The organism is Nocardiopsis sp. L17-MgMaSL7, from assembly GCF_003182025.1.
Lineage (GTDB): Bacteria > Actinomycetota > Actinomycetes > Streptosporangiales > Streptosporangiaceae > Nocardiopsis > Nocardiopsis prasina.
The window spans coordinates 1-14773 of record NZ_QGTF01000025.1; the positions used below are offsets into that span (position 1 = coordinate 1).

General features: G+C 72.1%; 10 protein-coding genes. 7 read left to right on the forward strand and 3 right to left on the reverse strand.

What is annotated here, in order from left to right; genetic code table 11:
• From BDW27_RS26230 to BDW27_RS26240, 3 genes are all read left to right on the forward strand, one after another.
• Positions 1-783: HNH endonuclease signature motif containing protein (locus BDW27_RS26230; RefSeq protein ID WP_146223310.1), on the forward strand; the 783-nt coding region annotated here is incomplete at its 5' end.
• 750 nt (positions 784-1533) lie between these two features.
• Positions 1534-2202: a response regulator transcription factor gene (locus BDW27_RS26235; RefSeq protein WP_110052363.1), complete on the forward strand. Its 669-nt coding sequence runs from the start codon at positions 1534-1536 to the stop codon at positions 2200-2202.
• Between the two features lie 3 nt (positions 2203-2205).
• Positions 2206-3612, forward strand: a complete 1407-nt coding sequence (locus BDW27_RS26240) for a HAMP domain-containing sensor histidine kinase (protein ID WP_110052364.1) — start codon at positions 2206-2208, stop codon at positions 3610-3612.
• A 15-nt stretch (positions 3613-3627) separates the two neighbouring features.
• On the opposite strand, the gene BDW27_RS26245 is transcribed toward BDW27_RS26240, so the two are convergent.
• The gene (locus BDW27_RS26245; RefSeq protein WP_110052366.1) at positions 3628-4635 is read right to left on the reverse strand and encodes a TAXI family TRAP transporter solute-binding subunit; all 1008 of its coding nucleotides are present in this window, start codon (positions 4633-4635) and stop codon (positions 3628-3630) included.
• A 254-nt stretch (positions 4636-4889) separates the two neighbouring features.
• Here BDW27_RS26245 and BDW27_RS26250 point away from each other — a divergent pair, with 254 nt between their 5' ends.
• From BDW27_RS26250 to atzF, 4 genes are all read left to right on the forward strand, one after another.
• Positions 4890-6452 carry a DASS family sodium-coupled anion symporter gene (locus BDW27_RS26250; protein ID WP_110052368.1) on the forward strand — a complete coding sequence of 521 codons (1563 nt, stop codon included), beginning with the start codon at positions 4890-4892 and terminating at the stop codon, positions 6450-6452.
• Between the two features lie 250 nt (positions 6453-6702).
• Complete coding sequence (locus BDW27_RS26255; RefSeq protein ID WP_110052369.1) at positions 6703-7425, forward strand: GntR family transcriptional regulator; 723 nt, start codon at positions 6703-6705, stop codon at positions 7423-7425.
• 37 nt (positions 7426-7462) lie between these two features.
• Positions 7463-11083, forward strand: a complete 3621-nt coding sequence (gene uca, locus BDW27_RS26260; RefSeq protein ID WP_110052371.1) for an urea carboxylase — start codon at positions 7463-7465, stop codon at positions 11081-11083.
• A complete protein-coding gene (atzF, locus tag BDW27_RS26265; protein ID WP_110052373.1) occupies positions 11083-12819 on the forward strand; it encodes an allophanate hydrolase in 1737 nt (578 codons plus the stop codon). Before uca ends, atzF begins: the two co-directional genes overlap by 1 nt.
• An 18-nt stretch (positions 12820-12837) precedes the next feature.
• Here the strand turns inward: atzF and BDW27_RS26270 are convergent, their stop codons facing one another.
• Positions 12838-14040 (reverse strand): MFS transporter, encoded by a 1203-nt coding sequence (locus BDW27_RS26270; RefSeq protein WP_110052374.1) that lies wholly within the window; start codon positions 14038-14040, stop codon positions 12838-12840.
• Positions 14037-14726, reverse strand: coding sequence for a FadR/GntR family transcriptional regulator (locus BDW27_RS26275; RefSeq protein ID WP_040693043.1), 690 nt, complete (start codon positions 14724-14726; stop codon positions 14037-14039). The genes BDW27_RS26270 and BDW27_RS26275 overlap by 4 nt, the downstream gene beginning before the upstream one ends.
• Between the last annotated feature and the right edge of the window lie 47 nt (positions 14727-14773).

Genomic DNA, 14773 nt, shown 5'->3' on the forward strand with positions numbered 1-14773 from the left:
CACCAGCTCAGCGCCCGCCTGGACCCCGAGGGTGTGGAGCGCGAGCACGAGGCCGCCCACGCCAACCGGGGCGCGACCCTGGCCCGGACCTTCGGCGGGAGCTTCCTGTTCCAGGCCTGGGGATCGGCCGCTGACGCGCTGCGCCTGGAAGCCGTGCTGGAGGGCTACGCCAACCCCCATAACCCCGAGGAGGGGTTGTCGCGAGCCCAGCGGGACTATGACGCGTTCATGAACGCGGCGGCCCTGGCCCAGACCCACCACGGGTGTGAGAAGCCCTCGACGCCGGCCGCGCTCATCACCATCCTCATCCCCGCCACCACCCTGACCGGGACGGGCGGGGATCATGCGGCCGCCACCCAGAGCGGGCAGGTGGTCCCCACCACCGCCGTGCGGGAGCTACTGGGTGAGAGCTTGGTGCGCCACCTGATGGTGGAGCACAAGAGCGGCGCGGTGTTGGACGTGGGGCACGAGTACCGGACCGCTTCCCCGCAGATCAAGGCGGCCGCTTACCTGGGGCACACCACCTGCGCCTGGCAGTACGGGTGTGATGTGCCCCTGAAGTGGACGCAGGCCGATCACATCGTGGAGTGGTGGCAGGGCGGACGCACCAGCGCCGAGAACATCCAGCCCTTGTGCTCGACCCACAACCGGCTCAAGCACCGGTGGGGGTTGCGCAAGGACAACACGATGTGGTCCGGCCGCAACCGAGGCCACCCACCCCGACCACCCGGACCGCCCGCCCCGCCGGGGCGGGTACCGGCTCCCCGCCCACCACGCGAATGACCCCCAGCCCCTGCCCCCTACCTCCGCACGCCCCCACGCCCCTACCACCGGTCCGGGAGGAACCCCGTCATGCCCACGCCCGTCATGCCCACACTCAACAGCGCCGTCCAGACCCCCGCCCAGGGCAGGGACGGGCAGCACCTTCCCAACCTGCGCACCACCACCGCCCCCAACCCCGACCCAGCCCCCTCACTCGCTGCCGCAGTCCCGTCCGGGCGAATGACCGGCCGCGACACGCACCACGCTGCGCACCGAAGTGGGGGCACACCCGCCTTCGCTGATGCTCTTCCGTCCCGGCGAATGACCAGCCGCGACACGCACCACGCTGCGCACCGGAGTGGGGACGCACCCACCTCGCTGATGCCTTTCCGCCCAAGTCAATGACCGGCCGCGACACGCAACCCGTTGCGCACCGACGCGAGGAAACACCTGCCTTCGCTGATGCCTTTCTAGTTCCGGCGAGGCCGAAGAGGAGGTCCGGTGGGTGGGAAGAGCAAGGCACCCCGTGTGCGAGCCGAGGGGGCTGCCCCTCCAGCACTTGGAGGAGATCCCCAAGAGCAGGCGCTGGCCTCCGCTGCCCCCGCTGCCCCCGCTGATCTGGAGATGGTCACTCACCACACCAGACGAGCAGCGACCGAGGAGATCAACGTCCATCCCGGGGACCTCGCGGGCGCACTCGAGTGACCACGGGCGGGGCTGAACGCGTGCCGGTGGGGCGACCACCTCGGTCTCTGCCTACTATGGCTAGCCATGCGTATTCTCGTGGTCGAGGACGATGACCGGGTGGCTCGCGGGCTGGTCACCGCGCTCCGGGCAGCCTCCTTCGACGTACAGCGGGTGGCCACGGCCGAGCGAGCCCTGTCGGCGCCCTCGGCCGACGTGGTCCTGCTCGACCTCGGCCTGCCCGACGCGGACGGGATCGACCTCCTGCGGCGGCTCCGGGAACGACCGCAGACCGCGATCATCGCCGTCACGGCCCGGGGCGAGGAACGCGACCGGGTCCGGGGCCTGCGCGCGGGCGCCGACGACTACGTGGTCAAGCCCTTCGGGGTCGCCGAACTCCTGGCGCGTATCGACGCGGTGCTGCGCCGCACCCGGACGGCCCGGGCCGAGCCCGAACGGGTCGACCCCCCGCTGCGGGTCGGTGAGCTGACCCTCGACGTGAACCTGCGGGAGGCGCACATGGGAGCCGAACCCCTGCCGCTGACCCGCAAGGAGTTCGACCTGCTGCGTCTGCTGGTGGAACGCTCCCCGCGCGTGGTCGCCCGGGACCAGATCCTCGACCAGGTGTGGGGCGCCGCCTGGGAGGCCTCCTCCCGCACCCTTGACACGCACATCGCCTCTCTGCGCGCCAAGATCGGCGCCACCCCGCGCATCCGCACGGTGCGCGGTGTGGGCTACGTGCTCGACGAGGCCTGACCCGTGCTCCGGCGTCTCCTGACCATCCTGCTCCCGATCGCCTTCGTGCTGGTCGGCGCGGTCCTGGTGCCGATCGCGACGGTCATAGCCCAGCAGCAGACCCAGGCCGTGTACGTCGATCGCCTGGGCGACGCGGGTCGCTTCGCCTCGCTGGCGGGAACCGCCCTGGAAGCCGAGCGGAGCAACGCCCTCACCCAGGAGATGTCCCGGTACGAGCAGCTCTACGGCATCCCCGTGGTGCTGGTGGCCCCCGACGGCGACGTCGTCGCGGGTTCGGGGGAACGGCCCCGGATGCGTGAGCTGGTCGCGGACGTGGGCATGGACTCCGTGATCTCCGTGGCGCTGGCGGGAGAGCGCCCGGAGCCGCCCACAACGGTGTGGCCCTGGCGCTCGGACCCGCTGGTGATCGCCGAACCCATCGGCCGGGACAGCGAGGTGGCCGGCGCGGTGGTGCTGGTCTCGCCCACCGACGTCCTGGGTGCGAGGATCCTCACGACCTGGGGTTGGATGACGCTGTTCAGTGTGGTGCCGCTGGGACTCCTGGTGATGGCCTCACTGCCGCTGTCCCGCTGGGTCCTCCAGCCCATTCACCGGCTGGACGCGGCGACCACGAAGGTGACCTCCGGCGACCTGGACGTCCACGTGGACGCGGAGAGCGGACCGCCGGAGCTGCGGCGGCTCACTGACTCCTTCAACACCATGGTGGGGGTGGTGCGCCGCGCCCTGGAGCGGCAGCGCTCCTTCGTCTCCGAGGCCTCCCACCAGCTCCGCAACCCCCTGGCCAGCCTGCGGCTCTCGGTGGAGAACCTGGCCCCCTACCTGAAGGGCGCCGACGCCCGTGAAGCGCACGCGATCGCGATCGACGAAGCCACCGCGATGAACCGCATGCTGAACTCGCTTCTGGCCGCCACCCGGTTGGAGAGCGTGACCGGCTCCGAGGTGGTGGAGGTCGCCGGGCTCGTCGACACCCGGGTCGCCCGCTGGAACGCGCTGGGGGAGTCCCGTGGGATCGAGGTGACCACGGACCTGCCCGACCACCTGTGGGCGCATGCCCCGGCGGGCGGCCTGGGCAGCATCCTGGACGAGTTGGTCAGCAACGCGCTGAGGTTGTCCGGCGGCACCCGGATCGAGGTACGCGCCGAGGACGGAGAACAGGTACGGATCGGGGTTCTGGACAACGGTGTGGGCCTGCCGAAGGAGGAACGCGAGGCTGCACTGGACCGGTTCTGGCGCTCCCCGAGTCAACAGAACACCGAGGGCACGGGTCTGGGGCTGCCCATCGTCGCGGAGCTGGTCCGGGAGTCGGGAGGTCTCCTCAAACTCGGCGACGGCCTCGCAGACGGCGAGCGGCGCGGGTTCGGTGTGATCATCACGCTGCCCTCGGCGCCGCCGCCCCTGGGGGATGACTGAGCGGGGCGTCTCCCCTCAGCTCGTGGGGAACTCGGAGGGGAACAGCGGGTGGGTCGGGGCGTCGGTGCCCTCGGACGCGGGTTTGTTGTCCCGATACCACTTCTCGGCCCCGGCGTGCAGCGGCACCACCCCAGTGGAGATCCCGGTCCGCACGTTGATCTGCGCGGCCTCGGGGCGCTGCTCCGCCAGCCGCGGTGCCCCCGTGTACACCGTGTCGGTGACCGCGTACACGAGCTGCTCGGGCAGGTCCCCACGGCACAGGAGCAGGTTCGGGATGGACATGGTGGGGCAGGCCGGTATCCCGCTGTAGGTGGTGGCCGGGATGGACGCGGGGAAGTAGGACTCCGGGTACACGGTGACCATCTCGTTGGCTGGCCCGGCCAGGTCCACCAGACGCAGGGGAGTCTGTTCCGCGAGGTCGGCGATGGCCGGGGTGGGCAGCCCGGTCAGGGAGAACATCGCGTCGATCTCCCCGGAGGCGAGTGCGGCCGCCGAGTTGGCCTGGTTGGCCCGGACCGGTACGGGACGCACCCCCGTGACCTCCATGATCTGCCGGGCGGTGAACTCGGTCCCGGAGTTGACCGCGCCCACGGACACCCGCAACCCCTCGATGTCGGCGAGGGAGTGAACCGGGGAGTCGGCGGGCACGACCAGGTGCACGAAGCTGTCGTAGAGCCGCCCCACCGCCTGGATGGTGGAGGCCTCCGTGGCGATGTCGGTCGCGAGGATCGAGTCCAGGTTGGCCAGACCGAGATCGGCGTCGCCCGCGCCGAGGAGCGTGAGGTTGTCGTGGGAGGCGCCGGTCTCCACACTGTCCACCCTCTGGTCGGGCAACCTCTGGTCAAGGAGCCGGGCGATGGCTCCTCCGATCTCACGGTAGACGGCGCCGGGTGGGCCGGTGGCGACCACGATCCGGTCGATCCCCGGGGCGGGGTCCTTTGTGCAACCGCTCACGACCGTGGTGGTGAGCGCCCCGAGGGCACCCAGGAGCACCACACGTCTACTCGGTCCGGTTGATGGCATACCCGCAGCTTAGGCGGGGTCGTGTAGGGAACGGGAGGCCGAGGTCGCCTCACCGCGTGTCCCAGGACACACACTCAAAGTGGCCCAATGTCAGAGGAACCCCAAGAAATGGAGAGTTACTTTGCACACACGATGGTGTGACCACACCATCTGGGGAGTTGAGAGGTAACTCGGAGGTCATCTCGCGGCAACACGCGGGTCGCACCTCCGAAAACGGGCACTCCGCAGAGTCGGCGCCCACGGAGGAGGTACCCATGACAGCCCAGAAGGGCGTCGAAGCCCCCGACAGTTCGTCGGTCCAGAGCGAGGAGGACTCCTCGTCGGGGATGACCCGCGGTCGTCTGATCGGGCTCATCCTCGGTCCGCTGGTCGGTCTGGCCATCTTCCTGGCGATGCCGGAGATGCCGCTGCCGCTCGGCGAGGGCGAGACCGAGGCGGTCCTGTCCGTCAACGGCGCCGTCGTCGCGGCGATCACCGCGTGGATCGCGATCTGGTGGGCCACCGAGGCCCTGCCGATCCCGGTGACCTCGCTACTCCCGCTGGTGCTCTTCCCACTGATGGTCGAGGGCGCCGCGATCGGCGATGTCGCCTCCTCCTACGGTTCCGACACGATCTTCCTGTTCATGGGCGGCTTCATGCTGGCCCTGGCCATGCAGAAGTGGAACCTCCACAAGCGGATCGCCCTGACGATCGTCTCGAAGGTCGGCTCCAACACGGTCGGTCTCATCGGTGGCTTCATGATCGCCACCGGGTTCATCACCATGTGGGTGTCCAACACCGCCACCGCAGTGATGATGTTGCCGGTCGGCCTCTCCGTGATCGCGCTGATCACCCAGTTCCGCGGTGGCCGCACGGACGCGAACTTCGCCACCGCGCTGATGCTGGGCATCGCCTACTCGTCGTCGATCGGCTCGGTCGCGACCCTCATCGGTACGCCGCCCAACGTTCTGATGGTCGGCTACCTCAAGGACAACCACGACATCAGCATCGGCTTCGGCCAGTGGATGATGGCCGGTGTGCCGCTGGCCGCCGTGTTCATGCTGATCGCCTGGTTCGTGCTGACCCGCCTGTTCAAGCCCGCCGTGAAGAAGGTCGAGGGCGCGCAGGAGCTCATCGGCGAGGAGCTCGCCAAGATGGGCGCCATGTCCAAGGGCGAGAAGCTGGTGCTGGGCGTCTTCGCCTTCGCCGCACTCTCCTGGATCTTCATCCCGATGATCGCTGACCTGGGACCGGTCGCCTCCGTCGCCCCGTGGCTCGGCAGTGTCACTGACGCCGGTATCGCGATGACCGTCGCGGTCCTGCTCTTCCTGATCCCCGTGGACCGCAAGACGCAGCTGATGGACTGGGAGACCGCCGTCAAGCTGCCCTGGGGCATCCTGCTGCTGTTCGGCGGCGGTCTGGCCATCTCCGCGCAGTTCACCTCGACTGGGCTGAGCGCCTGGGTCGGCAGCCAGGTCTCCTTCCTGTCGGGTGTGCCCGTCTGGGTCCTGATCCTGGCCGTCACGGCGTTGGTCCTCTTCCTCACCGAGCTCACCAGCAACACGGCCACCGCTGCCACCTTCCTGCCGATCATGGGCGGTGTCGCGATGGGTATGGACATGGACGTCCTCGCCCTCGTGGTCCCGGTCGCGCTCGCCGCCACCATGGCGTTCATGCTGCCGGTGGCCACCCCGCCCAACGCGATCGCTTTCGGCTCGGGCTACGTCAAGATCGGCGAGATGATCAAGGGCGGCCTCTGGCTCAACCTCGCGGCCCTGTTCCTGGTGCTCGGCACCATGTACGGCCTGATGACCTGGGCCCTGGGGATCTCCCTGTAGCAGCACCGACCACGGGTCGCCCGAAGCAGAGACGGGCCGCCCCTCCCCGGGGCGGTGGTTCCGACCACCGTGAGGAACACCGTCCCGGAACGCCCAGAAGCGCCCCTTCCGACCCCGTCACCGTTCGACGGGAGCCGGGAGGGGCGCTCTTCTCGTGTCCCGGCGGTTTCACGGGTACGAAACACGGCGCAATCCGGGTTTCACCGCGCGACAGTCTCCCTGAAACAGGGGCTTCCTAGCGTCGGGGCCCATGGACACACCGCTGTATACACGGGCTGTCGACGCGGGGGCCGGGACCCCCTCCCGCCGTGACCGCGTCCACGCCCTGATCCGCGAGGAGGTCCTGAGCGGCCGTCTCACGCCGCACACCCGCCTGGGCGAGGTGCGGCTCGCCGAACGCTTCGGGGTCTCCCGCACCCCCGTCCGCGAGTCCCTGGCACGCCTGCACTCCGACGGTCTGGTCGAACGCCGCGACAACGGCTACTACGTCCGCGTCCCCAACCTCCCCGAGCTGCGCGACCTCTACGAACTGAGGGTCGTCCTCGAACTGCGCGGCATCGCCCGGGTCATCGAGGACCCCGCCCTCCGGCACGACAGGGGCGTCCTGACCGCCGAACTGGAGCGCTGGGAGGGGCTGCGCGCCGCTCCTCCCGACCCCGACCCCTCGTTCGTCCTCCTCGACGAGGCCTTCCACACCGCGCTGTCCCGGGCCTCGGGCAACGGCGCCCTCACCGAATCCCTGGTCTCGGTCAACCAGCGCATCCGGCGGGTGCGCATGCACGACTTCCGCACCGAGGACCGGATCGCCTCCACCGTCGCCGAGCACGTCGAGATCGTCGAGCTGCTGCTCGCCGACCGCCTCGACGCGGCCCACCGCGCCCTGCACGAGCACGTGGGCGCGTCCATGGAGGTCGTCCTCGAACGGGCCGGACAGGCCCTGACCCGGATGGTGCTGAGCGCCGACCAGTTCTGACCGCCACTCCCAGCCTCCGACCAGAGGGAGAGCCCCCGTGTTCGACTCCGTGCTCGTCGCCAACCGCGGTGAGATCGCCTGCCGCGTCATCCGCTCCGCCCGCGCGCTCGGCCTGCGCACCGTCGCCGTGTACTCCGACGCCGACGCGGGAGCGCCGCACACCCGCATGGCCGACGAGGCCGTGCGCCTCGGCCCGGCGCCCTCCGCCGAGAGCTACCTGAACATTGAGCGTGTCCTGGCCGCCGCGGTCGCCACCGGCGCCGGGGCCGTCCACCCCGGCTACGGGTTCCTGTCCGAAAGCGCGGAGTTCGCGCACGCGGTCGAGGCGGCCGGGCTCGTGTTCGTCGGACCCGAGCCCCGCCACCTGGAGGAGTTCGGCGACAAGCACACCGCCCGCAAGGCCGCAGCCGCCGCAGGGCTCCCGATGGTGCCGGGCAGCGAGCCCCTCCCCGACGTCGAGCGGGCCGTGGCCGCCGCCGAGGAGATCGGCTATCCGGTCATCCTCAAGTCCACCTCGGGCGGCGGGGGGATCGGACTGCGACCCTGTTTCGACGAAGAGGCGCTGCACTCCGCCTTCGACCAGGTCAGCCGCCTCGCGCGGACCCACTTCGGCGGTGGCGGGGTGTTCGTCGAGCGGTTCGTCTCCCGGGCCCGCCACGTGGAGGTGCAGGTCTTCGGCGACGGCCACGGCGGCGTGGTCACCCTGGGGGACCGCGACTGCTCGCTGCAACGCCGCAACCAGAAGGTGGTGGAGGAGGCACCCGCCCCCGACCTCCCCGACGCCCTGCGGGCCGAACTCCACCGCACCGCCCGCGCGCTCTGCGCCGGGGTGTCCTACCGCAGCGCCGGAACGGTCGAGTTCGTCTATGACGTCGAGCGCGGTGAGGCCTCCTTCCTGGAGGTCAACACCCGCCTCCAGGTGGAGCACCCGGTGACGGAGGAGATCGCCGGGGTGGACCTGGTCGCGTGGATGCTGCGCCTGGCGCTCGGTGAGGACGTGCTCGCGGGGATCCCGCCCGAGGGTCCGGCCCGCACCGGCCACGCCGTCGAGGCCCGCGTGTACGCGGAGGACCCGGCGCACGACTTCCGGCCCAGTGCCGGGCTGCTCACCCGGGTGGAGGCCCCCGCCGACGTCCGCGTGGACGGCTGGGTGGAGGCGGGGCAGCGGGTGACCAGCGACTACGACCCCATGCTCGCCAAGGTGATCGTGCGCGGAAGTGACCGCGAGGACGCGCTGGACCGGCTGGGCCGTGCCCTGGCCGGGGTGCGGATCGACGGCGTCCAGACCAACCTGGGCCTGCTGCGCGCTCTGAGCGACCACGAGGACGTGCGAGCGGCCGCGCACACCACCGCCACGTGCGCGACGGTCGGCGACCCCGAACCCCGGGTCGAGGTGGAGCGCGCGGGCACCCTCACCACCGTCCAGGACTTTCCGGGCCGCACCGGGTACTGGCAGGTGGGTGTTCCTCCGTCGGGGGCCATGGACGACCTCTCGCTGCGCCTGGGCAACACCGCTCTGGGCAACCCGGAGGGCGCCCCGGGCCTGGAGTGCACGATGGAGGGACCGTCGCTGCGTTTCACCGACGCCACCACCGTGTGCGTGACCGGGGCACCCGCCGACGTCACCGTGGACGGAGCTCCCGTACCCCGGTGGGAGCCGGTCGAGGTGCCCTCTGGGGGCCTGCTGGACGTCGGGGCGGCCCCGGGGCCGGGCATGCGCACCTACGTGCTCTTCCGGGGCGGTCTGGACGTTCCCGAGTACCTGGGCAGCGCGGCCACGTTCACCGCCGGTGAGTACGGCGGGCACGCGGGCCGGGAGCTGCGCCCGGGTGACGTGCTCCGCGTGGCCCCGCCCGGCGCCGACCAGGCCCCGGCCTCCCCCGTGCCCGAGGGGAGACGCCCCCGGTTCCCGGACACCGCCGCCGGGGAGCCGCCCCGTGACGGCACGCACTGGGACGTGGAGGTCTCCGAGGGCCCGCACGCCGCCCCCGAGTTCCTCACCCGCGAGGGTCTGGCCGACTTCCTCGCCACTTCCTGGCGGGTCCATCCGCAGTCCGCCCGCAACGGCGTCCGCCTGTCCGGACCCAAGCAGACCTGGGCCCGCCCGGACGGCGGCCAGGCCGGGCTGCACCCCTCCAACGTGCACGACACCGCCTACTCCGTGGGCGCCGTCAACCTCTCCGGAGACACCCCGGTGCTCCTCGGGCCGGACGGCCCCAGCCTCGGCGGGTTCGTCTGCCCGGTCACCGTGGTCTCCGGCTCCCGGTGGAAGATCGGCCAGCTGCGCCCCGGCGACACCGTGCGGTTCCGCCCGGTCACCGAGGTCGCCGCCGAGCGGCTGCACACGGAGCCGACCGCCGCGCCGCTCCTGCGCCACACCGGTGCGGACGGCGACGACGGCGTCCTGGCCCGCGTCCCCGCCGGTGAGGGCACCCCCGAGGTCACCTACCGCCGCGGCGGCCACGACAACCTCCTGGTCGAATACGGCCCGATGGTGCTCGACCTCGGCCTGCGCATGCGCGTACACGCCCTCATGGCCGCCCTGGACCGGCACGCGCCCGCGGGGATCGTGGACACCACGCCCGGTGTGCGCTCCCTGCACCTGCACACCGACCCGGAGGTGCTGCCGCTGCGCACGCTGCTGGGGGTGCTCCTGGAGATCGAGGCGGGGCTGCCGCCCACCTCCCGTCTGCGGGTGCCCAGCCGCACCCTGCGCCTGCCGATGTCCTTCGACGACCCCTCCATCCACGAGGCCATCGCGCGCTACGGCACCGGCGTGCGCGACGACGCCCCCTGGAACCCCGACAACATCGAGTTCATCCGCCGGGTCAACGGCCTGGACTCCGTGGAGCGCGTGCGGGAGATCGTCTTCGACGCCTCCTACCTGGTGCTCGGTCTGGGCGACGTGTACCTGGGCGCGCCCGCCGCGACCCCGCTGGACCCGCGACACCGCCTGGTCACCACCAAGTACAGTCCCGCGCGGACCTGGACCCCCGAGGCCGGAGTGGGGATCGGCGGCGCGTACCTGTGCGTGTACGGCATGGAGAGCCCCGGCGGCTACCAGCTGATCGGCCGCACCGTGCCGATCTGGTCCGGGCTGCGCCAGTACGGGCAGTTCGAACCGGGCACCCCCTGGCTGCTGCGGTTCTTCGACCGGATCACCTGGTACCCGGTGGAGGCCGGGGAACTCCTGGACATCCGCGCGGACCTGCTCGCCGGACGCCACGAACTCCGGATCACCCAGGGCGAGTTCGTGCTCGCCGACCACGAACGCTTCCTGGCCGAGAACGCGGAGTCCATCCGGGAGTTCGAGAGCCGACGCGAGGCGGCCTTCGAGGAGGAACGGCTGCGGTGGGAGGCGGCGGGGGAGTTCGAGGACCGCCCCGACCCCGAGCCGGTCGCACACGAGGAGCTGACCCCACCGCCCGGATCGACCCTCGTGGAGGCGCCCCTGTCCGCGAGTGTGTGGAAGGTGGACGTGGAACCGGGGGAGACCGTGGAGGAGGGACAGCCCGTCGTGCGCCTGGAGGCCATGAAGCTGGAGGTGGTGGTCCGGGCGCCCGTCGCCGGAACCGTCACCGAGGTCCTGGTCGGCCCCGGACAGAGACTGGATCCGGGCCGAGCCGTGGCCGTCATCGCCGAGGAAGGGACCGCCTGATGCCCACACCCACCGAGCGCGTACGCGCCGCCTACCGACGGATCGCCGAGGCCGACCGGCCGGAGGTCTGGATCACCCTGCGACCCGAGGAGGAGGTGGTGGCGGAGGCCGGGGCGCTGGAGGAGCGACTGGCCGCGGCCGCCGGGACACCGGAGGCCGAGCGGATTCCGTTGGCCGGGACGCTCGTGGCGGTCAAGGACAACATCGACGTCGCGGGCCTGCCCACCACGGCCGCGCACCCGGGGTTCGCGCGCACGCCCGACGTGAGCGCGACCGCCGTGGAACGCCTGGTGGCGGCCGGTGGGCTGGTGCTGGGCAAGACCAACATGGACCAGTTCGCCACCGGGCTCGTGGGGACACGAAGCCCCTACGGCGCCGTCCGCAACGCCCTCGACCCCGCCCGGATCTCCGGTGGGTCGAGTTCGGGATCGGCCGTGGCGGTGGCCCTGGGGATCGTCGACGTCGCCCTCGGCACCGACACCGCCGGGTCCGGCCGGGTGCCCGCGGCGCTGCACGGGATCGTCGGTCTCAAGCCCACCCTCGGCCTGGTCCCCAACACGGGGGTCGTGCCCGCCGCGAGGCCCTACGACACCGTCACCGTGTTCGCACCGGACCTGGCCACCGGCCAGCGCGCCCTGGCCGTGGTCACCGGGCCAGATCCGAGGGACCCGGCCAGCCGCGGCTGGCCCGCCGACGTCCGGCTGGCCCCGCGCGACCCCGCCCGGATCGCGGTCCCCACCGAAGAGGGACTGGCCCCGCTCAGCGAAGCGGAACGGGACACCTTCCAACGGGCCGTGGACCGGTTCGCCGAAGCGGGAGCGGTTGTGGAGCGGGTCGACGTCGCCCCGCTGCTGGAGGCCGCACGGCTGCTGTACGACGGGGCGATCGTCGCCGAACGCCACGCCGCCGTGGGGGAGTTCCTGGAGGCGCACCGCGGGGACGGGCGCTCCGACCCCACGGTCGCAGGGATCATCCTGGCCGCCGCGGACCTCCCGGCCAGCCGTCTCGCCGCCGACCAGCACCGGCTGGCCGGGTACAGGGCGACCGCGCGGGCGCTCCTGAGCGGGTTCGACGGCCTCCTGGTACCGACCACGGTCGGTCACCCGACGCTGGACGAGGTGGCCGCCGACCCGGTGGGCACCAACTCCCGGCTGGGGACCTACACCAACTTCGTCAACCTCCTCGACCTCGCCGCCGTCGCGGTCCCCGCCGGTACCGCCGACGGACACCCGTTCGGGGTCACGGTGGTCACCGACGCCTTCGACGACCAGGTGGCCCTGGACCTGGCCGGGCTCCTCACCGGGGCCGAGCCCGGCCCGGCCCTGCCCGCCAACGGGCTGGAGCTGGCCGTGTTCGGCGCGCACCTGCGCGGACAGCCGCTCAACCACCAGCTCACCGACCTCGGCGCGCGGTTCGTGGAGGCCACCACGACCAGCGGGGACCACCGGATGGTCGCCCTGCGCACGACCCCGCCCAAACCGGGTCTGCTGCGGGTGGACAGCGGGGGGTCGGCGCTGCGCTGCGAGGTCTGGGAGATCTCCCCGGCCGGGTTGGGCGCCTTCCTCGCCGCGCTGCCCGCACCGATGACACTCGGCGCGGTCACCCTCGCGGACGGCCGCACCGTGGTGGGTTTCGGCTGCGAACCGGCAGCCGCGGTGGGAGGCGAGGACATCACCCACCACGGCGGCTGGATCGCCTACCTGGAGTCCCTGGAGTCCCTGGAGTCCCTGGGGTAGCGGGGCGGCCGCGCCGGTTCAGATCCCTCGGTCGCGTCCCGCCCAGAGCGCGACCACGGTCTGGACCAGCGCCAGGCCGCCCACCAGCACCAGGACCAGGTCCGTCGAGCCGGTGAGCTGGATCAGCACCCCGGCCGCGACCGGACCGCACGCGGCGAGCAGATAGCCCATGGACTGCGCCATGCCGGACAGCCGGGTGGTCTCCGTCTGGGTACGGCCGCGCAGGCCGATCAGGGACAGGGCCACCACGATCGAACTCCCCGTGCCCGCGCCCGCCACCATGATCCACAGCGGACCCCAGGCCGGGACCCACAGGAGACCGGCCATGGCCACCACGATGAGCAGGCTCACCGCCAGGCAGGCGGGGCGCTGCTCCGCGCGCCGCCCCATCAGAGTGGTGATCGCCAGTCCGGCCACCACACCGGTGATCTGGAACGCGAACAGGTGCCACCCGGCGGTCTGCGGACTCACGCCGCGTGCGGCCTCCACGCTCGGCAGCCAGTTGATCAGCGTGAAGTAGGCGGTGGACTGGAGCCCCATGAACGCGGTGACCAGCCACGCGGTCGACGAACGCCACACCGAGCCGGTGGGTTCGGCGGGGGTGTCGGCCGAGGCGGTGACGGGCACGGGGGAGGGCACCCAGCGCATCCGTGCGGCCCAGACCAGCAGCGCGAGCGCCACCGGGACGGCCCACAGGGCCAGCGAGGCCCGCCAGCCGCCCGCGAGCGCCGCGAGCGGAACGGACAGACCGGCGCCCAGGGCGGCGAACCCGGTCATCACCGAGGAGGACACCCCGGTGAACAGGGCGATCCGCCTCGGATGGTCGCGCCGCAGGATCACCGGGACCAGCACGTTCCCGAAGGCGATCGCGGCGCCGACCATGGCGGTGCCCAGCCACAGGGTCGCCAGGGTCGGGAGGGACCGGACCAGGATTCCGGTGGCCAGGAGGGCCAGCGCGGCCAGGACCACCCGGTCCACGCCCCATCGGGCGGCGGGGCCGTGCACGATCGAGGAGAAGAGGGCGAAGCCGAGCAGGGGGAGCGCGGTGAGCACGCCCAGAGCGCTGTCGGACAGCCCGGTGGTGGCGCCCACGGACCCCAGGACGGGGCCGACCGAGGTCAGTGCGGGTCGCAGGCAGGAGGCGATCACCAGGACCGAGCCCATGGCCAGGGCGGCGCGCGGCCAGGCGCGGGCGGGGGCCCGTGTGGTGGGGGCGCTCACTGCTCCCCGTCCTCGACGACGGCGCTGATGAACCCGAGTTCGTCGGCGAGCTCCGTGGCGATGGCGCGGGCGTGCTCGGGGGAGCCGTCCTCGATCGCGGCGAGCAGGCCCTCATGCAGGTCGTTGAGGCCCTGCGCCTCGGGCAGGGAGGTGGTGCGCCGGATGGACTCCACCACGTTCTCCCGGAGCGCGTCGTAGAGGCGGGTGAGCAGCGGGTTGTGGGCGGCCTCCACCACGGCGCGGTGGAAGCGGGAGTCGGCGGCCACGTAGGCGTTCACGTCGTCGGCGCGCTCGGCCTCGACACGGGCCGCGACGGCCTCGCGCATGGCGTCCAGGTGGGCGTCGGTGCGGTGGCGGGCGGCGCGTTCGGCGGCGGCGACCTCCAGAACGGCGCGGACGTCCAGGACGTGTTCGAACTCGGTGCCGCCGCCCTGCCGGAGCAGACCGGTGAGCTCGTCGCTGGCCCGGACGTAGGTGCCGTCACCCACCCGCGGCTCCAGGAGCCCCGCGGCGGTGAGGGCGCGCAGGGCCTCGCGGACGGTGCCCCGGCTGACCCCGAGCTCCTCGGCGAGGCTCTTCTCGCCGGGGATGCGGCTGTGGACGGCCCAGTCCCCGGCGGAGATGCGGTCCCTGAACTGCCTGCTGACCTGCACGACCAGGGGTTCGGCCCGGGTGGGCTGGGTCATGGACGTCACGGTGGGCCTCCTGGTTGTCCGACATTTGCACGGTCGGT